The organism is Hyphomicrobium sp. 99 (assembly GCF_000384335.2).
Taxonomy (GTDB): domain Bacteria; phylum Pseudomonadota; class Alphaproteobacteria; order Rhizobiales; family Hyphomicrobiaceae; genus Hyphomicrobium_B.
Genome location: NZ_KQ031382.1, coordinates 598,976 through 622,759, shown reverse-complemented (window position 1 = coordinate 622,759; position 23,784 = coordinate 598,976). Strand labels below are relative to the sequence as shown.

Here is a 23,784-nt window from a genome sequence, read left to right as displayed (position 1 = left end):
GTTCTTGGTAATTGCGATCGAGGACATCGGCGTTGCCTGTCCTGAGGCACTGATCGAAGTCAGTGCGATTTGTAGCGAACGAGCCCTTCGACGAAAGCTGGGAAGTGAAGAAGACGCGGCACGGTTTGTAGCGCGCAGATTGGCCTCCGCTCCGAAGAGCAGGGCTACTGATCTGCTTGCATCAGCCATCTGCTATCATCCCGCACTTGAGGCGATACGCCATCAGGTCCGAGCACTTCCACCTCAGGAGCGTCTTAGTTGGGTCTTGGACCCCTCCAGGTTGTTCTACGAAAGAGCGGTCGCAACTTGGTTCGCCTCGGGCATCGCGACTGGTCGCAAGAACAACTGCGCCGATCTTCGCTCGTTACTGACGATCTTCAACAACCTCGGCACACCGCGAGAGTTGATCGAGGTCGTCGCTGAGGCGGCGTCTCGGACACGAGAACCGTTCTGCGCGCTCCTCTCGCTTCTCTGGCTGGAGGCTCGATCCGGGCCTGAGCCTGGAACTGTGCACCGCCACCTTCCACCCGCAAGGACTGTCTGTGGACTGCCGCTCTGGACTCTCGATTTCCATACTCGCGCCGGGCGGGCCGCCATTCAGCGTTTTGCGCGCGAAAACGGAGCAATTCGGCAAGTTATACGGGAGTCCATCCGGAACAACCGGCACACCGAGGCTGCGTATCTTGGAGCTTTTTATGCTGACGCAGACTGCTGCGCGGTCAGCCTCGATTGGCCACTCAAAGGCGAACTTGAACAGCTCGGCGTAGAGGCCGACTTCGCTCGCGCAGGGGTGCCGTTGGAGCACGTTGCTCCTCTTCTCTCGGCATTCGAGAGCCACATCGAGCATCTGAATGACATCCGCGAAGACGTGCTCGTCCGCTACCTGGAGGGCGCATAAAGATGGCCGAAACGCCTCCGACCAATGATTGTGCAATTAATTGCACAAAATGCTCGAAGTGTTCTCCTGATGATTTAACGCCTGGCGACCTCCAAAAATGTGAAATTAATTGCACAGGCATCTCCGGACTCGTCAGCGCCTTCGTCCGCAATAGCCTCGCACCTAACACCCTGCGTGCCTACGCATCAGACCTTGAGAGATTTACTCAATGGGGCGGGCGCATTCCAACATCTCCTCAACTCGTCGCCGCGTTCGTTGCTACACATGCTCAATCCCACGCTCCCTCCACGCTAGCCCGTTATCTCGCCGCGATCTCCAAATCCCACCGCGCTCGCTCGTTGCCCGACCCGACCTCGTCTGAGCTGGTCAAGGCGACGATGCGCGGCATCCGCAGGAGCAGACTCGGTTTTCGGGGCGACGCGGTCGCCAAGCCGCTTGTCCGAGACGACCTCTCCAAGGTGCTCGACGTGATGGGCTCGTCGCTTGCTGATTGCCGAGACCGTGCACTCCTGACGTTGGGATTTGCCGGAGCCCTTCGACGATCCGAGTTGGTTGGGCTCGATGTTCGCGATCTTGCGGCCGTGTCTGAGGGCCTCGTTGTGACGTTGCGGCGTTCAAAGACCGATCGGCTCAACGAAGGACGTCAGCTCGGTATCCCGCACGGCCATTCCCAGCATTGCCCCGTCACGGCACTGAACCTATGGCTCGGAAGATCGGCAATCGTGACCGGTCCCCTCTTCCGGCCGATTAACAGAGGTGGCTCCCTCTCGGACAAGCGCCTCTCAGGCGAAGCCGTCTCGCTTATCATCAAGCAGCGGTTGGCTGCCGCCGGAATAGACCCAACGGGCTACTCGGGCCATTCGTTACGAGCTGGCTTTGCGACAACCGCGGCTGTCGCGGGCGCGCCTCTCTGGAAAATCCGAATGCAGACACGCCATGTAACTGACCAGGGCGTGGCGCGCTATATTCGGACTAGTGGGCTGTTTGCGCAGAATGCGGCGGCCGACCTCCTGATCAAGCCCTGTGACCCGGGAGCAAAGGGAGGCAGTTGCCGCAATTGCACGGACATTTTCTGAAGAAGAAACGGCAGCGACTCAACCGCACTTCACGATGAATGCGGTTGCTTAGGGATGAGAGACAGGAAATTCCCCTGCCCGCGGTACATGCACGGAGGCCGCGCTAGGGGATTGAGAGTTGCCTGATCCTTGTGATGTAGAAGGGCCATCACGTAAACGTCGGCGTGACGGGTAGGCTCGACCCTCAGGCCCGTCTGCGCGTCCCACTCTCGCTTCTTAGCGACCGAAAATGAAATCTTGAAATAATCGTTTTGCTGCCAGGACTGAATGTACGCCGCGGACTTGACCTCGTTCTTGATCCCTTCCGGCGTGGTGATGTCGAAGGAGGCCCACTCCGGCCGAATGCCAGGATTGCCGATGCCGACAGCTCGTGCCACGATGTACTCGGCCAGAATGCCGCGTGCGGTGTTGCTCACAAAATCCGAAAAAGTCCAACGCCAAAAGCTCGTGACGTCGAAAGGGAGGGCTTCTCCCTTACTTAAAAAGGCTCATAGCCGGTTTTTCTTCCGGCTTGAATAATCGAAAGCAGCGGCCTGAATGTTTATCCCCCGAGGTTGAGCCCGTAGCCGCCAACAGCTCACCATCAATCATCGCCATGGATGATAGTTGTCAGCTGCTGCGGCTCAAACTCGGCTCCCGTTCTTCTCAGCTCTGGAATACGGGCCTGAACAACCCGAGAGCGCCCTTGCATGACCTAAAGGCAAGTCGACGCGGATAACACCGTAGCAGCTCACTCCTAAAGCGGCGCTCCTTCCGGTTGTGGCCCTGAACTCGCTCACGCCTGTGCATATGCGGGGGACCCGTGGTGATACAAAATTAGACATTCCCTCGCTTTCCTGAAAAACTGATCTCGGGGGCGGTCTTGTCAGGAGGGGGGATGACGTTCGCCAGGTTTGGCTTTCAACGTGCGACAGGTGTTCGGCTCACCGACGCGCGCCTTAAGGACTTCGTGTTTTACCGGGTCGCCTGCGCCGCCCGCGAAAGGGGGATATCGGCAGGCGAAGTACGCGACTGGAATATCGAGATCACGCAGGAAGATCAGCCCGCCCCCCGCGCTGTCGGACGCGCAGGTGAAATGTGAACTCCACTCCTTTACCCGGATCATTGGTCAAGCTCCGGTCCGCCACGTGGAAGGTGCTCGGCACTGCCACACTCAAGCGCGGGTACCGGGCAGTGCATTGTCGAGGGCTCTCCGGGATCGTCCGGGATAAGGAGGCTCGATTCATTTGGGACCTCGAGAAGGATGCGCGTGTTCTTGACCCCGCTGCGATCGACCTCGTTCCGGACAGGTCTCCGGGCCTCATGGATACGAAACTTCATCTTGAGGCGGCGTTTCGGCACACTCCGACGACCAGCCGTCGCCCCCTGGCGCTTGGCCGGGCAGCAATCGTCGATCTCGCCTTTCAGCACCTGCCAGTCGAGAAGGCTCTGGCACAGGACCGTGTCCGTCTTCTGATTGCGGACGATGTGGGACTGGGAAAGACGCTTGAAGCGGGCCTCATCACCTCGGAGCTCGCCCTGCGCGGCCGAGCTGACCGGATCCTTGTGGTCACCACCCGGTCCATGCTGACCCAGTTTCAAAAGGAGTTCTGGACTCGGTTCTCGATCCCACTAGCGCGGCTCGACAGCGCCGCGATCCGGCGCATGAGGAACCGGATCCCGGCCCACTATAACGTGTTCGACCAGTTTGACCGATCCATTGTCTCAATCGACACGCTGAAGCGGGACGCGCAGGTCCGTGACGCGATCGGGAACTCGTATTGGGATCTGATCATCATTGACGAGGCGCATAACGCCGCGATTCGAAAGAGCACGACCGGGACCAATTCCCAACGGGCCAATCTCGCCCGGCTCCTGTCCCGCCGAACCGACTCGCTCCTACTACTGACCGCCACCCCACATGACGGGTCACAGGAGAGCTTCTCGAGCCTGATCGAGATGCTCGACCCGACCCGCGTACCGGACCCGTCGCGCCTTCATCGGAGTGACATCGAGGACCTCGTGGTGCGCCGCTTCAGGTCCTCCCCCGAGGTGGTGGCCGATCTGGGCCAAGTCGTGCCGGAACGGGAGCTGTTCCGACGCGCCTTCCCGCTCAGCCGGGAGGAGGAGATTGCCTATCAGTCCGTCGCGGCCCTGCATCTGGACCTTGACGCAGAGACGCCGCGGGGCCGCGCGATCGACCTGTTCCGGACCACGCTCGCTAAGGCGATCTTCTCGAGCCCGGCCGCCTGTCTCGAAACCCTGGAGCGGAGGATCAGGGATATCGAGAACGGAACTGCTCGTGGCACCCCGTCGGATCGGGATCGGCTTCGGGCCCTAGCGGACGAAGTCGCTGCGATTGATACAAGCTCGTTCAACAAGTACCAGGACCTCCTCACGTTGCTTCGTGACCTGCGATGGACCGGCCGGGACTCTCGCGATCGGCTCGTGATCTTCTCCGAACGGATTGCCACCGTCGCTTGGCTCTCCCAACGGCTGAGGGAGGATCTAGGCCTGACTGAAGATCAGGTTGCGCGCGTCGACGGCGGCAGTGTCGAGGCGGACGTGCGCACGCAACAGGTGATCGAGGCGTTCGGTCAAGAGCGCTCGCCTATACGAATCCTCATTGCCTCCGATATGGCATCCGAGGGACTGAACCTGCACTTCCAGTGCCACAGGCTCATCCATTTCGACCTTCCCTGGTCGCTGCTCCGATTTCAGCAACGTAATGGTCGGATCGACCGGTATGGCCAGGACCGCGCCCCGCAGATCACCTATTTCGTCGCGGAGAGCTCTCACCCGAAGATTCGCCAGATGTGGGTTCTCGAGAAGCTGGTGGTCAAAGACATCGCCGCCCAAAAGGGGGTCGGTGACCCGGCGGTCTTTCTCGGCGCCGGCGATGCAGACCAGGAGGAGGTAATTGTCGCCGAGGCCGTTGCCAATGGGATTGGCCCTGAAGCGTTCGAGGCGCAGATGGATGCGCGTGCCGCCGAGGCAACCTCGCGCCGAAGCCTCGATGAAGAATTCGCCGCCCTGTTCGGGGACTATGCGGCCCCGACAACGACCGTCCCGGCGGATCACGGCATCGAAGAAACGGCGCCGCCTCGCCTCTTTCCTGACACGTTCAGCTATGCGACGGCCATGTTCGCGCGACTGTCCCGTCCGGATGAGCGTGTCTTCCCCATTGCGCCGTCCGTCTCGCCCCAGGAACGTCTGATTCGCATAACGCTACCGGACGATATGAGGGCACGGGACGGTTTCGGGTACGCGAGCGAGGGCGCGGTCGACGGCCGATATATGCCTGAGGAGGCTGTCGGTCCGGGCGATCGGATCGAACTCACTGATGACGCACAGCTGATCAATCGGGCGATAGAAGCGGCGAAGATGCAGGACCGATCCTGGCCGACGGTCCAGTACTTCTGGGATGGTCACCCGATCTTGGAGTGGTTCGCGGACCGCGCCAGCACGTTCTTCCCGGAGCATGCGGCTCCGGTAGCACCGCTTAGCGGGCACCTCGCCCCAGGCGAGATCGCCGTGATCCTCCACGGGGCAATCCCAAACGCGAATGGAGCACCAGTCGTTGATCGGTGGGCCGTGGTGGTCAGCGCGCCGGATGGAGCACTCCGGATCGAGGAGGTCCGGAACTTCCTGAGTCGGACACGCCTCTCCGAGGATACCCCCAGTCGCGCGCTGGACGATCTTGAGGCGATACGCGCAGTGGTGCCGCAGGTGGTCGACAGGTTCCAGACGCATCTCGTCGATCTTAGACGCGCACGTGAGGCAGAGATCGAACGTGATCTGGATGCGGTTCTGGACCGGCTGACAGCTCTTGAAACTCGGTTCAAGGCTCAGCTTTCCCTGAATCTTGACGCGCCACCGGAGGAGGATGGGGCAATCAGCGCGGCCGAGAAGAGACGCCTAGCCGTAAGGCAGGCGAAGGAGCAACAAATCGAGCGCCTCTTCAGGGACTGGACAGAATGGTTCGAGCGGACCCGCCGCATGATGGCGGACCCGAACCCGCATGTCGACGTCAAGGCAGTGTTTGTGGGTTGAGCGGATGGACTTGATCGGGATCGAGAACGAAGCCGAATTTTTCCCATCCGGGACTTTATCGGACGTCCTAAAGTACGAACTGCAGGACATCACGTCTCGTTGGGCCGGGCTTGACCGGAATACACATCCGGTGGAGCGGCTCGTTCGTACAGCGGCGCCGACCGTGGAGGCGCTGCGGCAAATCAGAAACGAGTCCGATCGGGTACGCAGAGAGGAGCTGATCCGGGAGACGCATCGCGGGCTCCTCTCCGCGCTCGGCTACGTCTGGAAGCGGGAAACCGCGCTGACAGCGCTGAACGGTCACCCAGTCATCCCCCTCGTCGCTCAGATTGCCGACACTTCCGGCCGGGATGCGCTTTGGATCATCGAGGCGCCGATTGCGGACGTTGGTGATGAGGCTGCCGACCCGCTCGGCGCATGTTTCACGACGGACCAGTTTCCGGTGGAGTCGCGAGAGGCGGCGCTCATCGATCGGACGATCGAGGATTTACTCGCCGACGCGGTGTTCGAGCTCCCTGACGGGCCGCGCCACGTACTGGTTCTGGGTCTTTCCCAACTCGTCCTGATCGACAAGCGAAAGTGGCCTGCTCGGTCGGTGCTCCGGTTCGACCTTCAGGAGATCTTCACTCGGTCCGACCACGACACACTGACTGTCGTGGCCTGCCTGATCTCACGTGAAGCCCGCGTTCCTGAGCAAGGCGTGCCGATCTCGGACCGGCTCGAGGAAGAGGCGCAGCGGAACGCCAATGCAGTCACCACTTCTTTAAAGCAGACGGTGCGCGACGCGATCGAGATCCTGGGCCAGGAGGTACTCGACGTCACGGGCGGAAAATATCCATCGACTTTCCCGGAACCCGGGCGTCGTGGCGTCTGGATCGACGGGCCGGAGCTGTCGCGGGAATGCCTGCGCTACATGTACCGGCTCCTGTTTCTGTTCTACGCGGAGGCAAACCCGCGCCTAAATATTCTTGATCTCAAGAACCCTATTTACGCGACCGGATATTCGCTGGAGGCGCTGCGCGAACTCGAATCTGTTCCGCTGCGGACGACGGCGGATCGCGAGGGCACGTTCCTCTGGGAGAGCCTCCAACGGACTTTCGAACTCCTCAACACCGGACTGGACCTCATTGATGAGGAGAAGGGGACCGGTCTGCGCTTTCCATCAGTCAAGGTGTCCCTGCTTGACCCGCAGAGCACACCTCTCCTCAACGCGCTAAGACTTCGGAACGAGGCGGTCCAGAAGGTGATCCGCCTGCTGTCACTTCGCTCCACCGGCAAGAGCACCGGTCGCATCTCTTACGCCAAGCTCGGAATCGGCCAGTTGGGAGCGGTCTATGAAACCCTGATTTCCTTTACCGGTGTTGTCGCGAAGACGGATCTGATCGAGCTGAAGCCGCGTAAGAGCCAGTCCCTTGAGCGTGACGCCGATGACGAAACCGGCGAGGAGCGCGAGAGCGCCGACGAGGGGGACGAGGTCGATAAGGCGGGTGACGAAGATCAGCAGGACGAGGCGTTCCGCCGCGATAAGGTGGACTTACTTGCGGCAAGTTGGTTTGTCCCGCGTAGCCGGATCAATGATTTCGTCCCCGATGAGATCGTATTTAACGGCCCGGAGGCGCGGATTTATCCAAAAGGCAGTTTCATCTACCGGCTTGCCGGCCGAGATCGAGAAAAGTCCGCCTCCTACTACACCCCAGAACCACTCGCGCGTTTGCTCGTAAAGCACGCGCTGATCGAGCGTTGCAAAGATCTGTCGGCCGAAGAACTTCTCGATCTCAAGATCCTCGAGCCCGCCATGGGATCGGCGGCCTTTCTCGTTGAGACGACCAACCAACTTGCGGACCTCTATCTCGAGCGCAAGCAGAAGGAGACGGGACGCACTATCCCGCAAGATCAAGTCGTCATCGAGAAGCAGAAGGTCCGGGCCTACATCGCTGACCGCAATTGTTTCGGGGTGGATTTAAACCCGATCGCAGTAGAACTCGGCGCGATCTCTCTGTGGCTCAACAGTCTACATGCGAGCGACTTCTCGCCCTGGTTCGGCGACCAATTCCACGCCGGTAACTCGCTGATCGGCGCCCGGCGCGCCTCGTACTCGCCGGAGCTCCTAACAGCGAAGAAACAGGAGGATCTCTGGTTCAACGCCAAGCCCGAGGAGATCGGTTGGCGGAAGCGCCTTATCGATGGGCACGTCTGGCAGTGGCTTCTGCCCGCAAAGGATATGGCGAACTTCGACAAGGATAAGTCGATTGCGCCCTTCGCCAAGAGCGCGCAGGACCACATCAAGTCGTGGCGCAAGGATGGTTTCCTCAAAAAGTTGGAACCGCATGAGATCAAGCTGGTCCAGAAGCTGAGCCGAATTGCCGAGGCCTTGTTCGACCAAGTTGCCGAAGATCTCGCGCGCTCCCGTTCCGAAACCAACGACGAGATCAAAATCTGGCCCGACAAGGTTATGACGGGCAACAAACGAATGGATTTCCGCGAAAAGGCGCTACGGAATGACCGCCTCACCGGCGCAGACCACGCCACGAACACGCTGCCCTACAAGCGACTGAAGACGGCGATGGATGCATGGTGTGCGCTATGGCTCTGGCCGCTCGATAAGGCGGAGCTTCTGCCCAGCCGAGCGGAGTTTCTGCAGGGAATGGCGATGATCCTAGAAGGCGGGTTCACAGCCGACGGAGCCCTCGCAGCCCCGAGTGTAGCGGAGTTCACCGAAGCGGCCCCCGACTTCTTCGGCCAGCTCGAGCCTGACGCGCCGGCTAGCGACCTGTTCAAGGCTTCCGCCAAACGGCAGGCCAAGGACCATGACAGTCTCTTCCGCGAGACTAATGTCGAAGCGCTGATCGAGACCTTCGACTGGCTGGGGGTCGCCATCGAGGTGGCCGAGCGCGAGCGCTTCGTGCATTTCGACCTGATCTTTGCCGACGTGATGAATGTGCGCGGTGGATTTGACATAATCGTCGGGAATCCGCCTTGGGCGAAACCATCCTGGAACGAGGGATTGGTGTTGGCGGATATTGACCCGCGCTATGCGGGACTATCTGCTTCGGACGCGAAGAGGATCTTGCCCGAGGCTCTGCCGAAGGCGACCGCCATTAGGCGAGAGGGCAAGCTGGTTTCCGCGCAAGAGGCGTTCCTGCAGGATTTCGTCTCCATCCGTGGTGCGATGGAAGTCACCTCATCTGAGGTAATGAACCCCTTTGCCGGCGGTGGTTCGAACAACCTGTATCGTTGCTTCATAGATCTGTCTTTCCGGCTCGTTGCGCCGCAGGGCTATGCGGCGCTGATCCATCAGGACGGGCATCTCGGCGACCCGAAATCCGTGACGTTGCGGCGGCACTGGTACGCGCGGATCGTGAAGCATTTCGGCTACATCAACACGATCAAGTTGAAGAACTTTGCCGATGCTGCTCACTACATGCGGTTCAGCCAGAACATTTATCGCGGGTTCGATGCTGATGCTTCTTTCGAACAGTTTACGACAGGCTTCTTGGCACAGCAGGTTGAAGATTCCTATTCACATGACGGCGCAGGCCCGATCCCCGATATCAAAGGACCTGATGGGAAATGGGATACCCGCGGTCATCGTGACCGCGTGATGCGGATCGACCGCGCAGCGCTAGCCGTCATCCATGCGCTGTCAGAGAGCGAAAGCGTGCCGGTAGAGGAATCCCGCTTCATTCAGCCCTACTCGGTCCGGACGCTGGACGTGTTCCGCCAGCTGGCGCGGTTCTCGAAGTTAGACGCCTCAATCCCGCGGATCGAGCGAACGATCAGCACAGCGGCTGGAGCAAGGACGGTAGAGATTCCGCTCTGGCAGATGTCAGCGCACTGGCATGAGACAGGATCGCAAAAGGACGGCACGATCCGACGGGAAACTGCCTTTCGTGATGCCGACCAGACGATCTTACAAGGGCCGATGATCCATGTTGGCAATCCGCTGTACAAGACGGCGCGCTCAACGCACCGCACAAAAGCGGATTACGACGTTATTGATCTTAGTATGCTGCCCGATGTCTATCTACCCCGCACGAATTATTGTCCGGCGCTGGACATGGCCGAATACCTTCGCCGCGTGACCCGCTGCCGCTGGGATTCGACGAAGACTCATGCGGAGTTCTTCCGTGTGGCATTTCGAAGGATGATCAACCTAAACAGCGAGAGGAGTCTCATTCCCGCGTTGATCCCTCGGGGTGTGGCCCATGTCGATGGGATTGAGAGCGTCGCGACTGAGCGCGACCATGACCTTATTACGCTTTCTGCAATTGCCTGCTCTGTGCCCTATGACTTCTTGGTCAAGGCGTCGGGCACTTCGGACATTCGAGACTCGCACATGGCTCGATTGCCGTGGGTTGATGTTGGTCCAACTGCCCATCACCGTGCGTTGCGCCTCGCATGCCTTACGTCGGCCTATTCTGAACTTTGGAACCGTCTTGCGCCAACCCTCCATGTATTGCCATGGTCGTCGCCCGATCCTCGCCTCCGCCTCGAAGGCCCGCTCGCAGGCCCTGCAAAGTGGAACCGTACTGCCGCCTTACGCAGCGAGTTCTCTCGCCGCTTGGCACTCGTGGAGATCGATGTGCTGGTTGCGCAGGCACTCGGCCTGACCCTCGACCAATTGATCGAGATCTACCGCATCTATTTCCCTGTTCTTCAGGAATACGAGGCGGGCACCTGGTACGATCAGAAGGGCCGGATCGTCTGGACATGTTCCAAGGGCCTGCCCGGCATCGGCTGGCTGGACGAGCGCAGCAAAAGTCCCGGTCGCGCAGCGTGGGAGAAGATCCTCGCCGAGAGCCCCTCGGAGCTGACCTGTAGCGCCACAGACGACACGTTGCCCGGCGGACCGCGCACGGTGACCCGCCACTTTGTCGGACCCTTCACGCGCTGCGACCGGATCGAGGACTACAAGCGCGCCTGGGCGCATTTCGAGCGACTGAAGTCAAAAGAGGCCGCCTGAGATGAACCCCATCCTTCTTGCCCGCCATGTTCAGGAGGGCCTACGTGAACTCGTCCGCACGACGCTCAATACTTCGAGCCGTGCCTTCGACGGTGTAGTGGATCGGTTCCTTGCTGACCCTGCGAACTTCATAAAGGGTCCCTGGGTGTCGGTCGACATGCCGTTCCGGCAGATCGATGGGGCGGCGGACGGCACCTGGATCCAGCCGTTCCCCGAAATCCCGCTCCGCTTCGCCCCCTATCAGCACCAGATGGACGCGTTCGCGCGACTGAGCGGCACGGCAATGCGCTCGACCCTCGTGGCGACGGGGACCGGATCGGGCAAGACGGAATCCTACCTCTGGCCGATCCTCGAGCATTGCCGCCGGAACAAGGGCAAATCAGGTATCAAGGCAATCCTGATCTACCCGATGAACGCGCTGGCCACGGACCAAGCACGCCGGATTGCTTCTGCTCTGACCTCCATCCCATCTCTGTATGGAGTCCGCGCAGGAATCTATGCGGATGCCGAGCCGCAGAACGCGACCCACGAGGTGACGGCGGACAGCATCATCACTCATCGCGAGACAATGCGGCGCAATCCGCCGGACATCCTGCTCACGAACTACAAAATGCTCGACTATCTCCTCCTGCGCGGTCGAGACCGACCGCTTTGGGAGAAGAACGACCCGAAGACCCTGCAATTCCTCGTGGTCGATGAGTTGCACACGTTTGATGGGGCGCAAGGGGCGGACTTGGCGCTTCTCTTGCGGCGGCTGAAGTACAGGCTCGGGACGCCTGAGCGACATCTTATCTGCGTCGGCTCCTCGGCTACGCTCGGATCGGGAGATGACGCAGCGACGGAGCTGCGGCGATACGCGGAGACAATTTTCGGGGAGCCGTTTGACACTGGCGCGGTCGTTCGCGAAACCCGGAAGACCCCGAACGAGGTATTCAGGGACCCAGAATACCTCGACCGGCCTGCCCCGGCGGCGATCCGCGCCGCTCTAAAAGACGCGGAGGACCTCGATCAGCCCGGCGCTGCGCTCCGGCTGGCCGCTTGTCTCTTTCCGGACACTGCCGACCCCGACCTGACCTTTTTGCGTGAGGGCGATCCAGCTGACCAGACTTGGCGGATCGCGCTCGGGGATCGGCTTCTCCAGCATCACCTCTGCCAGAGGACGCTCAGGCTCATCGCCGAGCAGTCCGCTCCCGCCTCCCTCGACGCAATTGCCACCGGACTTTCCCAAGTAAAGGTCCTTCGGGACTGGGCGCCCGCGGATCATCGCGCTCTTGCGGAGCTGGTGGTTGCTCTTGTCGCCTGGGCCCGTTCCGGCTCCCCGGAGAATCCGCGCCCGCTCTTCAACGTTCGCCTGCAGCTCTGGGTCCGAGAGATGTCCCGAATGGTCACGAGCTTGCCGCGCATCGAGGCGGGCGGCAGGCGCTCCGTGATCCATTTGCTCCACGCGCTCGACCTCGACCGTCACGCGCTCCGGGGTGTGTTACCGGTGGTGAACTGCAATCGGTGCGGCGCCACCGCCCACATAGGTCGCCTGAACGGCGGATCGAGATCCCTCTGGGCTCCGCTCGATCAGCTCCATGAAGAATTCTTCGATGAGAACGGCGGCGACCGGATCCGGCTGCTCTATCATGACTCCATCGACCGGAAGGTGAACGCGAGCGAGGGCGCGGGCCAGATCGTGAAGGGGCTCCTCAATTCGGAATCGATGGAGTTTCACCCCTCAGAGCATGATGGGCTCGAGCCGGGCCCTGACTCGCCCGTCTGGATGTACAATCCCTCTGACGCCCAAGGTCGGATCGACCGTACCTGCCCTGCATGCGGACAGGCGAGAGGACTCCTGCTGTTCGGGATGCGCGCTGCGCGCCTCACAACTGGGGTGATCGGAACACTCTACACTTCCGAACAGAACGAGGAGCGCATCGCCGCCAAACCGCGGTTCTTGATGTTCTCAGACTCGATTCAGGACGCGGCCCATCGTGCGGCTATCGCCGAGACTCGGAACGCGCTCGCCGTTTACCAGAAGTCGCTATTTGCCGCCCTGACGAGCGCCGAGACCAACGGGCTGTCGTTGCGGGAGGTGATCGAGGATGTTCCAGCCCGCCACCTCGATGCGTTGGGGCCAGACGATTTCACTGCGCTCTTCATCTCGAAGGAGCAGACCTGGCGCGGTCGCTACCAGAACCTGATCCGCGACGGCGTCTCTATCTCCGACCCCGTCTTTCTCGAGCAGATGCGGATCCGGCTCGGCTGGGAGTATTTCGTCGACCTAAGCTATCGGGCGCATTTCAGTCACACACTCGAGGTGAACGGAATTGCGGTCGCGGACATCCCCTCGTCGCAAACTCGCGCCTCAGCCGAAAAGCTCGCCCAACAGCTTCGAAATCAGTTTCCCCGCTTACCCGAGATTGACCCTTTCACTCTGGCTCGGTTTCTATCTGGGGTGATGCAGAGGATGCGGCGACAGGGGTCAGTTGCGCACCCGTATATCGCGAGCGCGGTAGCGACGAGCAAGGGGGGCCGAGGCTTGAACTGGTTCGCTGCTGCGGCACAACTCGGTCTCGGCAAGACTGGGACACTGCCTAGCCCCAATCCCCGCAACGCGCTCGCTCCCATCCCAATCACGCTCCAGAACAGCCCGGTCGGGTTCGAGCGGATCACTCGGAGCCAGATCTCCAACTGGTATCGCGACTGGCTATTCCGTACGCTTGGGCCCGTTGATCTCCGGCTCGGGACCGATCCCGACAGCGTCTACCCGATGGTTCTGAGCCGGCTGGAGGCGGATGCGTTTGTTACGAGAGTGAACGGGCCTGACGGGCAGGACCGCCACGCCTGGCTTCTAGAGCCGACGCAGGTTACCGTCTCGACCGCAACGCTGGGCCTCGTTTGCGATCAATGCGGCCGGCGTGAGACGGTGCTCGCGGAGAACGCGGACCATGCGATTGGTTCTCCCTGTACGCGGATCGGCTGTGAGGGACGGCTTGAGTCCTCAGTCCTGCCGCCGAGACCGGCCCTGCGACGCTCCCTCCTCTCCGACCGGAACCACCGGGTGGTCGCCCGTGAGCATACGGGAATCCTCGAAGCAGGCGACCGGCTTCGGGTGGAGACCGGGTTCATCAAGGAGGAGGCCCGCTGGGCACCCAACCTGATCTCGGCTACCCCGACCCTCGAGATGGGAATTGATATCGGCGATCTCTCAACCCTGCTGCTCAGCTCGGTCCCGCCGGAGGAGGCGAATTACGTCCAACGGATGGGCCGGAGCGGCCGCCGAGACGGAAACGCTCTGAATATGGTCCTCGCCAATGCGCGGCCTCATGACCTTGAGTTCTGGGAGGACCCGACCCCGATGCTCTCCGGCCAGGTGCGCCCGCCCGGGGTGTTCCTTGCCGCAGAGGAGGTGCTCCTCCGCCAGGTAACCGCCTTCACCCTTGATGCTTACGTTGCCGCAACCGCTGAGGCTGGGGATTATGGGAAGGTGCGCGAGGTCCTAAAACGCCGTGCGGACGGGGTGATGCAGGGGTTTCCAGTCGAGTGGCTGGAGCTGGTTGGGAAACGTGGGACGGAACTCGCGAGCACCTTCCTGTCCGGGCTTCCCCAAGAGGTCCGGGAGCGTGCGGATCTCGCGGAACGGATCCGGACCTATCTTACGGGGACGGATACCCTATCGATCGGATGGCGGATCGGGGCCACCTTCGACGAGGCGGCCGAGGAGCGGGCGCGCTTGCTGCAGAAGCGCGAGGAGGCCACACGCGAATTGGAACGGTTACGGCGGCGACGGGCGGAACTGACCGAGGAAGAGTACGAAAAGCGTGAGGCGGAGATCTCGCGGGATCGGACCGCGATCAACCGGCTCATCCGGAGCGGGATCGATGACGTCCCGGTCATAAAATTCCTGACCGACAAGGGGATCTTACCGAACTACGCTTTCCCGGAGGAGGGGGTGAAACTCACCTCGATCCTGTCTCGGCGGAACGACCACGCTCGCGACGAGGATGGGCTCCTTTATCTCGAGTATTCCCGCCCCGCGAGTTCTGCCCTGTCCGAGTTTGCGCCGGGCCAGTTCTTCTACGCCAATGGACGTCAGGTGGAGATAGAACGGATCGAGATTGGCAAGGAAGACTTGGCCGCATGGACCTTCTGCCCCTCCTGCTCCCATGTCGCGGGGCGAATAGAGGGGGCGGAGAGCCGAGCCTGCCCTCGATGCGGAGACGAGATGTGGTCGGATTCCGGATCGCACCATGAGGTGGTGCAGCTCAGGTCCGTGATCTCGGTCGACAGCGAAGATAAAGCGGTCATCCGGGATCTTGATCAGCGTGATCAGCGCCGTTTCGATCGGGCCCTGATGCCGTTCCATGAGCCAGGCGACATCACTGCGTCCTGGTTCACGAGTCGCGAGACGGGAGCCCCCTTCGGGTTCGAGTTCATCCCAAGGTGCTCCTTTCGTGACTTCAATTTTGGCCCGAAAACCTCGGCCTCGACAGGGCCGAAGATCGCCGGGGAACGTCGTCCGGCGCAACCGTTCCGGATCTGTCGGCACTGCGGCACGCTACAAAAGCCGCCTCGTGAGGACGGAGACCGGGGCACGCATCCGCCGAACTGCCGCGCCTCCCGGGAGCAGGATCTCGCACGCGACGCATGGGAGACGGAGGTCTTCCTGATGCGGAGGTTCTCGACGGAGGCGATCCGGATCGTGATTCCCGTCTTCGGTGAGGCCGATGATGACGATCTAAAAAGCTTTGTCGCCGCGATTAACTTGGGCATGCGCCGGCATTTCGCAGGCAAGGTGGACCATATCCGCTCGACCGTCTTCGAGGCGCAACTCGATGGGATGACGACAGTCCGCAGCCTCTATCTATACGACTCCGTGCCCGGCGGATCCGGATATCTGCGCCAGATCGGCGAGCATCCGGAGACGATGCGAGCGGTCGTTTTGAGAGCGGTGGAGGCGCTTCGGGACTGTCCCTGCAATCAGCAGCCGGATCGGAATGGGTGCTATCGCTGCGTTAAACCTTACCGGGCGCAGTTCGGGCCCGGAGAACCCGATCGGGATCGGGCGCGCGACCTGTTGGAGTCGATCCTGCAGAAATGGGACAGCCTCTCCCGAACGGAGACGGGGATCGACGACTCCATCCGCGGTGCACTCGTCGAGAGCGCGCTTGAGAAGCAGCTCCTTCGAGCTCTCTCGGAGATCTACGGAGAGGGAGCGTTGACCCCACAGGTACTTTCCGGAGGGCGTCGAGGCTTCGTGCTGAGGGCAGGACGCCCGGGCGCGCCTCGTCTCTGGACCATCGAGCCGCAGGTGCAGATTGACGTGCGATATCGTGACTTCCCGAAGAAGCGGATAGACTTTCTGCTCACCCCGATCGGTCGCGTCGGGGCCCGACCGATCGTGATTGAGATGGACGGAGTCGAGTATCATGCCGCGACCGTCGCGAAGGACCTGCTCGATCGCCTGACTATGATCCGGTCTGGGGAAGTCCGAGTGTGGACGCTTGCCTGGAAAGATCTCGACGCCAACGCCGCTCCACCACAAAACCCGCTCGCAGAAGCAGTCCTCGGCACCGATAAGATCGGACGCCTCGGCCGCGTTTTGGCCCATACGGCTTTCTCCCCGCTCGCCGATTCGGTGAGGGCTATTCAGAACGACACCGCCCTGTGCGCGCTTCGGCGGCTTCTGGATGGAGAGATAGAGACTGTTTCTGCTTCAGCCCGGTCCGTTCTGATCCGGGGCCTGGTCGCGACGGGAAAGCCATTGGACCAGCTGCCAAGGGCAGCCGCCCTTTCTGGAGAGGGGCGTGGGTTCCTCTTGACTTCCGGGCTCACCGAGCATGTTGGGGTCGGAGTGCTCGATCTCTATTTGGCCTGCAAGCAGATTTCCCCGACAGAGTGGCGGGAGACAGATGCAGACCTTCGGATTCTGCTTCGGGCCGCGCTCCCGGAGCCGGGTAAGATACCGGCCGCCAAGGCGACCTATACCGATGCTTGGCGAGGGTTATGGAGACTCGTGAACTTGTTTCAGGAGCTGCGCGGATTCCACGTCGAGATCGAGGGGCTCGATGTCCTATCTCCACCTGACATGACTGCCCCGTCCGACGCGTTGGATGGGGGGGCAGAGGCCCGAGCCTGGGCCGAAGCGCGGGCGTTGTGCGACGAAGCATTTTCCCCGCTCATCGACGCGCTGACCTCGGCAGAAACCCCTGCACCTGACCGGTTCGGAGACGACCTCCTCGCAGGAGGGCGGGTTGTCGGGATGATAGAATTTGGCTGGTCAAGGGCCAGCATCGCCGTCTCGGAGGAAGGACACGGTGGCACTGGTTGGACCCTGGTCATATTCGATCCGAAGACGGATCCGGTCGGTGAGACCGTCACCAAAATTCTTCAGGCGCTTGCGGGAGCATACCCATGACGGTCGCGATCACAAAACGGGTCTCCTACGACATCGGCTGCATGAAGAGTCTGAGGAAACTGCCGGACAAGGTCGTCGTCCGGTTCATGGATATGATGACTCGCTACATGACTGACCCGTCCGGAAACGGGCTGAACCTGGAGACGGTCCAGGGGGCGAAGGACAACGCGATCAAATCCCTCCGCGTGGATCAGGGTTACCGCGCGATCGCCTTTGAAGTGGGCCGGGACATTATGTTTGTCCACGTCAACGAACATGACAAGGCATATCGGTGGGCTATGGGACGGAGAGTCAAGCTCGACCCGGACACCAACCGAATCCGGGTGATCGAGGAGGTCGACGCGGGAACAGAGCGTGCCCCGGCCCCGTCCGAGCCCCGCCTCTTCGCCAAATTGTCCGATAAGAGGCTTGGTGCTCTTGGGGTTCCGGAGGAGGAGCTTCCGGCAGTGCGCCTGCTCACCACCCTTGAAGCGTTCGAGGCGGCCGAGGAGCGGTTTGACCCGCTCACCTACCAAATCCTCTACGCCCTCGTCGCTGGTTACAACGACGAGGAGGTCCATGCGCTGACGGGCATCGGTGCCGAGTCAGAGGCGGAGTCTCCAAAGACCGAGCTGAATTTTGGCGCGCTGATCGAAACGGAGGAAAGCCGTCAGACGATTTTCATTCCGGAGTCGGAAGCAGAGCTTCGGCGCGTGTTCGAGGAGGGGCTCGAGGGTTGGCGGATCTTCCTGCACCCGGAGCAACGCAAGATTGCCTACCGTGATTACAACGGCCCAGCGATGGCTCGTGGGGGCGCCGGAACCGGAAAGACTGTAGTCGCGATGCACCGCGCGAAGTATCTAGCCGATCAGATCATGTCGGACCCTACGCGCGCGGGTCAACGAGTCCTGTTTACCACCTTTACAACCAGTCTCGCGCAGGACATCGAAGCGAATCTTCGGACCCTCTGTCCGGAGCATCTCGATGCGCAGCCGCCCCGCATCGAGGTGATCAACCTTGACCGCTGGGTCTCTCAGTTCCTAAAGCGTAAAAACTTCGAGCGGAAGGTTGCGTATTTCGGGGAAGCCCGCGACCGACTTGAGGAGATCTGGCGTGATGTGTTTCTCGATCATGTGCTGCCTGATGGACTTTCCGAAGCGTTCGTGAAGGCTGAATGGGCGCAGATCGTCCAAGCAACTGGCTTGACCGAGCAACGCTCCTATTTGAAGGCGTCGCGTGCGGGACGTGGCACACCGCTTGACCGACGCAAACGGGCCGCACTCTGGGAAGTGTTTTCGGATTACCGTGCGCGAATGATCAGCGAGGGGCTGGCAGAGCCGGATGACGCCTATCGGGAAGCGATAGAGATCCTGTTGGCGCAGGCGCCGAACCTCCCCTACGCGGCCGTCATCGTAGACGAAGCACAGGACATGGGGGAACAGGCGTTTCGACTGGTCCGCGCGATCGTGCCGGAGACCTCGTCTGGAGACCGAAATTCTATTTTCGTGGTAGGAGACGCGCATCAGCGAATCTACGCGCGCCGCGCAAGCATGTCCGTCTGCGGGATCAACGTGCGCGGCCGCTCGCGGCAGCTTCGGCTCAACTATCGAACTACCCAGGAGATCCGCACCTGGGCCGTGTCTATCCTTGAGGGAGTCTGCGTCGATGACCTCGATCAAGGAACCGACTCGTTACGTGGTTACGTCAGCGTCCTGCGCGGTGCGCCGCCTGAGCTCGTTTCGTACCGGTCTGAGACGGAGGAGTTGAAGGGATTGGTCGATTGGACACGAGTTCAGCTTGCGGACCAGATCGGACTCGCGGACTTAGGAGTCTTGTGTGGTCGGCGGGCTGATGTAGCGCGGGTGCGACGAGCGCTCTCATCGGCGGGGATTGAGACCATTGAGCTGCAGGCCGGAAGCACAGATGATCGTTCCGCCCCCGGAGTTCGAGTGACCACTATGCACCGGGCCAAGGGGCTTGAGTTCTTTTCCGTGGCCATCCCGTTGCTGTCGGAATCTGCGTTTCCACCTGTCGGCGCGCTAAACGCGGCGGTGGATCAAGCAGACCGGACGGACATAGTCGATCAGTATCGATCGCTCCTGCACGTCGCTGCCACGCGCGCGAAAAAAACACTGCGGGTGTCTTGGTCCGGCGCCCCCACACTTCTGATCCCTAATGTACACATCAAATGAAGCATGCCCCGACTGGTATCGACCGCTTTCAGCAGACTTTTAGCTTGCCGCTGATAGCGTACGACCCTGTGTTTGATGTTCGCTATAGGCCGTCATTCTTCAACTTTTTACCTCCGATAACCTTCATTATCGCGATTAACCTACATCGGTCCCATTAATTCATCTGGGGGCGGGACGCTCGCGAAATTGCAATTAATTTCACAATGCAGCCGGCCAAATTCCGCACTGCCATGAAGCGATCTGAAATCGCGCCCGTGATCAGCCTAGACCCGCTTGTACCCCCTTTTGTCTTTTCTCACGGGAGCTCAGCTTAGAATGGCGGAGTTCCAGCGAGTTCGACGCCTACGCCATGCGTCGACGCATCTTGGCGGGCCTCGGGACGACAACCGCGCCTGCAACACCCCGAATGGCCACCAGTCCGGATTGTAGCTCGTCGTGCTGTTCCGTGTGGGCCGCATCGTCCCAGACGAAGGCAACGATGGCGTCGTACGGTGACGGCTTGCTGAGATAGAGGCCGGCGTCGGCCGCTATCTCCTCGATGAGTGAGGCATACGCCGCCTGACCGGCGGACCGCAGGAACTTCACCTCGATGATGGTTCCCAGCGATGGCACACCAAGGTCGGCGCGGGGATTTTTGTGTCCGACGGACAACAGGTTCTCCTCATCCTCGAGATCCGGAAAGATGGGCGCGAGGACCGACCAGAGGAGATTCTGGACGTGATACTCGTTCTCGACCTCCCACCGGGCTTCGCGCGACTTCGACGTGCGGGGCTGGTCCTCGTAGGTCCACCGGCGCATGGATCGGCGAATACCGGATAGCAGCGCGATCAGCCCATCCCGCGTGATCGAAGAGGGATTAATTTGCGCATCGAGCGCACAAGCATGTCTAAAAGCGGAAAGCCGTGCGGCATCACGGGTAGGACCGTCGTGATGAAGCTCGAACGACTTAATTATGCCCCATGCGCGACGCACGTCGTCGTCAGTACAAATGACAGATCCGTTGCTAGCGAGGGCCACGGCAAGCTCCGGCGGCAAGGGGGTTCCAATTGGAGCGCCCAGGCTGTACGCCGCAGCGTTGGCAAGACCGAGTTGCCAAGCATCGCCGCTCATCTCGACGATAGACCGCTCTAGCAGCTTGTGCATCCACAGGGCATCAACGGTGTTGTGCTTGAGGGCCAGCGCTACGCCCAGCAAGGCGACGCCGTCGACCTCAAAGCGCAGCGGTCGGCCATGAGCAAAGAATGATCGCCCGGCGAGATGAGCGAGATCGGCAGCCAGCAGCCCGCGCTGTTCGTCGGTTAGCAAACCCGCCGCCGCTCCGTAGCCAAGTGCCGCAATGAATTCAGGGTGACGACCCGGCGTCTCAACACGTGCAGCATCAACGAGATGGCGTTGAAGCTGCCCGTGATCGAGCAGGAGCCATGCGCAAAAGGCACCGACGTGACACGGCAAGGGGCCAGCGGCGTTGACCTGCGCTTCCAGGCTTGTGCGAATTTCCGCAAGGTTGACCATCAGAGAAACCACAGCGTTCGGCCAATCGGCCCAAAGTGCACGGCCTCGGTATCCCATCCATCGACTGCACTGAGCCCGGATAATCGCTCTGCTATGAGGTCGGAATAGCGGATCGTGATCGGATACCGCTCGGGTGCCAGCATGCGCCAAGAGTGACCCGAGAACTGGAAGGCCTGCCGCGCCAGATAGGTCATGTCGGTAAAGGTCGAAAGCCGATGAAGCTTCAACAAGCAGGGACGAGGCATGCCGTGCTCGGCAAGCTTGAGCTCCGAAGCGCCGGCGAAGACGACTAGGGACTCATAATCACTTAGCTTTAGATGCAGGCCCCGCGCCGGACCCAGAACGCCTTTCTTCGGCTCCGAAAACCCAATGCCGGATTGCCCGTGGTCGAAAACTAGGAATGGATGTTTCGGCGCGATATGCAGGAATGCAAAGGTGACGTTGTCGAGATGTAGGTCCAGGACCGTACGTTCGATAGCTTCTGCCTCGGCGTCCTTCAGCGGCATGAAAACGTGAAACACGAGGCGGACCTTGTCGGTGCTTCGCCAATTGTCTTGCTTGCGCACCGTCGTGATGGAGCGCTTGAGAGCCTCGTAAAGGGCCGACGCGTAGCCCTGGAAGGGCACAACGGCGGTGCGGTCGCTCAACAGGTAACTGCCGTCGCTTGAGAATACCGTCGTGATGCCGACGTACCGCTCGTGGGCACCGACGCGACTGCTGGCAACGCTGTGGGAGCCCAGGCCGATGACCAGTTCGTGAGCCACCGTCTGTTGCGAGGCGAGCAACCAGGGCGTGCCGCCGAGCTTAGCGTAGGTGGCGAGGCTCATGTGGTTAAGCGAGAACACCAGCTGGCTATCGGGTTGTGCCATAGTTTCCAGGCGGATGCTCTGCACCGCCACGCCCCGCTTGAGGAAGACAGACTTGGTTGCGAAGTAGGGGTTCGATCCGTCGTCGTAGCTCTTGAACTCTTCTTCGACTTGGACCAGGGCGAGATCCCAACTGAAGCCGCCATCGGTGGCGGCACTCAGGGCACGGTGGCTTGCCTGGACATAGTCGGCGGCAATCGCGGTCGGGGCTGTAAAGAAAGCCACCTCAGGGTTCTGCAACGCGAACCGTCGGATAAAGCCGTCGCCGTAGCGCGCTACCTTTTTCCGACCGGAGACAACGTCCGGCATGCCCTCAAGGAACTTGGCGAGAAATGCGTCCACTTGGCCCTCGTGGCGCGCCTGGCAGATGACAGCGATCCTGAGCCGCTTCGGGCTAAACACACGTTGATCGTATGGGCCGTTTTGCTTGAGACCGCGCTCGCTCCAGTCGTCCTTGCGAGTCCCGCTCGGGTCAAACACAAGGACCGGCTTCTCGATCATCTCCCGGATGGGGAATCCTGGCCGGTCAGAGGTCAGCATCTCATCGATGACGAAGCGAGCGCCGGGGATGGCGTTCAGGTCCGCCTTGTCGCGCAGATAACTCATTGCCTCGTCGATCTTCTCCTTCCGTCCAGGGCCAGAGTTGAGGTGCACGGCGGCGCGCTCGGCGTCGGCTAGCAGAAGCGGCGCGTCGACCCCGATCATGCGCCGAACGCAGTCGTCGACCGTCTCGACGCGTGGCTCAAGGAATGCGCGATCAGCAGCGACAACTTCGAAGCCTTCTGCGTGGTCGTCGAGCACGAGCATGCCATCAGCAATGCTCGTGACGCGGCCAGCTAGTTTGCGGCGGGGTAGAATGCGCGGATCAGGGGCCGGCTCCTCGACCAGAACATAATGGCCTTCGATCGGGACATCGAAGCCGATGAGCTCGGCACAGCTCATACGGATCAGGTTCTTAAGGCTCAGCTCACAAACGAGACCGACGCTGCGCTCACCGCCTGCGTACATGGAACGAGTGCCGAAGTGCAGCGCGTGGCGGCGCTGGATCGACGCTGGCAACCGGGAATGGATGAGGAGGCCACGATCGCGTTTACCGAGCACGGTCACGCCTCGCCCCGGCAGAATTTCGCGCACATTATGGAATGCCCTGATCAGAGCAGCCTCGAACAGCGCAGGCCAGAGCCAGCGTTCCTGTGACAGATCAAGCTCCTCGATAACGTTGCCGATCGGCTTCTGGCCATGGACCACAGGTATGTCGACGATGACGTCGCCTTCGCGGCGTCGCATCAGCACATGGGTCGCGGCAAACTCCTGGCGCAGCTCGCGGAGACGATCGTGATCGTAGTCCTGTCGACCCACCTGCACCTTGGTTGCGCCTGCAAGAGAGATGGGCGCAAAATTGATCGTGAGATGTTGCATCGCTGCCTTCGCTGAGCCTTATCGCCCCCTACGGTACCGACTCGTCTGAGTATCATACTGGACTCGATGTAAGTGGGGTACGATGGACCGGACTGCGGGCGGACACTCTACAGACGGCATCCCATAAGTGCGGTCGGATCGATAAAGCCGGCCGGTGGTCCCATCCTTCGAAGAGGCCGTTGCATGCCGCTATCGATACCCCCTCCGTCGCGCTGAATTTATTGCGAAGAACCCCCGCCTTTCGGCGATGAACACGTTATCCCAGCGTCGATCGGTGCAGACGACAAGCAGTGGCTCCTAAAAAAAATGCGTCTGTCAGACCTGCAATAACAAAGTATTTTCACCGCTCGAGCTGGAGTTTGCGCGCTCTTCGCCCTTCAGCATCTCGCGTCTGGCACTTCAGCCGGAGAGTAGGGGCCGTGTCTCTAAGACTGAAGCACCTGG

At 60.9% G+C, this 23,784-nt stretch carries 10 protein-coding genes and 1 pseudogene; 8 read left to right on the top strand and 3 right to left on the bottom strand.

The window, feature by feature from the left end; genetic code table 11:
- The first annotated feature begins 280 nt into the window (after window positions 1-280).
- The 3 genes and pseudogenes from G359_RS19865 (at window position 281) to G359_RS03275 (ending at window position 1,974) form a co-directional block, all read left to right on the top strand.
- Entirely contained in the window at window positions 281-898 is a 618-nt protein-coding gene (locus tag G359_RS19865) for a hypothetical protein (protein ID WP_045834973.1), read from the top strand.
- 2 nt (window positions 899-900) lie between these two features.
- Window positions 901-1,209, top strand: a pseudogene (locus G359_RS20870) (site-specific integrase); the annotation flags it as partial.
- 27 nt (window positions 1,210-1,236) lie between these two features.
- A complete protein-coding gene (locus G359_RS03275; RefSeq protein WP_245280103.1) occupies window positions 1,237-1,974 on the top strand; it encodes a site-specific integrase in 738 nt (245 codons plus the stop codon).
- A 29-nt stretch (window positions 1,975-2,003) separates the two neighbouring features.
- Here the strand turns inward: G359_RS03275 and G359_RS03270 are convergent, their stop codons facing one another.
- Complete coding sequence (locus G359_RS03270; protein ID WP_052699164.1) at window positions 2,004-2,390, bottom strand: hypothetical protein; 387 nt, start codon at window positions 2,388-2,390, stop codon at window positions 2,004-2,006.
- 461 nt (window positions 2,391-2,851) lie between these two features.
- Between G359_RS03270 and G359_RS03265 the strand changes: the two genes are divergently transcribed.
- From G359_RS03265 to G359_RS03245, 5 genes are all read left to right on the top strand, one after another.
- Window positions 2,852-3,055 (top strand): hypothetical protein, encoded by a 204-nt coding sequence (locus G359_RS03265; protein ID WP_045834972.1) that lies wholly within the window; start codon window positions 2,852-2,854, stop codon window positions 3,053-3,055.
- 221 nt (window positions 3,056-3,276) lie between these two features.
- Window positions 3,277-6,006, top strand: a complete 2,730-nt coding sequence (locus G359_RS03260) for a DEAD/DEAH box helicase (protein WP_156150650.1) — start codon at window positions 3,277-3,279, stop codon at window positions 6,004-6,006.
- A gap of 655 nt (window positions 6,007-6,661) precedes the next feature.
- On the top strand, window positions 6,662-10,969 hold the full coding sequence (locus tag G359_RS03255) for an N-6 DNA methylase (protein ID WP_210165510.1): 4,308 nt from the start codon (window positions 6,662-6,664) through the stop codon (window positions 10,967-10,969).
- Between the two features lies 1 nt (window position 10,970).
- Window positions 10,971-17,372 carry a DEAD/DEAH box helicase gene (locus G359_RS03250; RefSeq protein ID WP_045834969.1) on the top strand — a complete coding sequence of 2,134 codons (6,402 nt, stop codon included), beginning with the start codon at window positions 10,971-10,973 and terminating at the stop codon, window positions 17,370-17,372.
- Complete coding sequence (locus G359_RS03245; protein ID WP_045834968.1) at window positions 17,369-19,543, top strand: UvrD-helicase domain-containing protein; 2,175 nt, start codon at window positions 17,369-17,371, stop codon at window positions 19,541-19,543. The genes G359_RS03250 and G359_RS03245 overlap by 4 nt, the downstream gene beginning before the upstream one ends.
- 342 nt (window positions 19,544-19,885) lie before the next feature.
- Here G359_RS03245 and G359_RS19560 read toward each other — a convergent pair whose 3' ends face one another.
- Both G359_RS19560 and G359_RS03235 read right to left on the bottom strand, forming a co-directional pair.
- Window positions 19,886-21,055, bottom strand: coding sequence for a PD-(D/E)XK nuclease domain-containing protein (locus tag G359_RS19560; protein WP_052699162.1), 1,170 nt, complete (start codon window positions 21,053-21,055; stop codon window positions 19,886-19,888).
- Window positions 21,055-23,340: an argonaute/piwi family protein gene (locus G359_RS03235; protein WP_045834967.1), complete on the bottom strand. Its 2,286-nt coding sequence runs from the start codon at window positions 23,338-23,340 to the stop codon at window positions 21,055-21,057. The genes G359_RS19560 and G359_RS03235 overlap by 1 nt, the downstream gene beginning before the upstream one ends.
- Window positions 23,341-23,784: the final 444 nt, after the last annotated feature.

Coding starts and splice junctions, on each gene's coding strand:
- G359_RS03265 (WP_045834972.1), top strand. CDS start 2,852: ATGACGTTCGCCAGGTTTGGCTTTCAACGTGCGACAGGTGTTCGGCTC.
- G359_RS03260 (WP_156150650.1), top strand. CDS start 3,277: ATGGATACGAAACTTCATCTTGAGGCGGCGTTTCGGCACACTCCGACG.
- G359_RS03250 (WP_045834969.1), top strand. CDS start 10,971: ATGAACCCCATCCTTCTTGCCCGCCATGTTCAGGAGGGCCTACGTGAA.
- G359_RS03245 (WP_045834968.1), top strand. CDS start 17,369: ATGACGGTCGCGATCACAAAACGGGTCTCCTACGACATCGGCTGCATG.
- G359_RS19560 (WP_052699162.1), bottom strand. CDS start 21,055: ATGGTCAACCTTGCGGAAATTCGCACAAGCCTGGAAGCGCAGGTCAAC.
- G359_RS03235 (WP_045834967.1), bottom strand. CDS start 23,340: ATGCAACATCTCACGATCAATTTTGCGCCCATCTCTCTTGCAGGCGCA.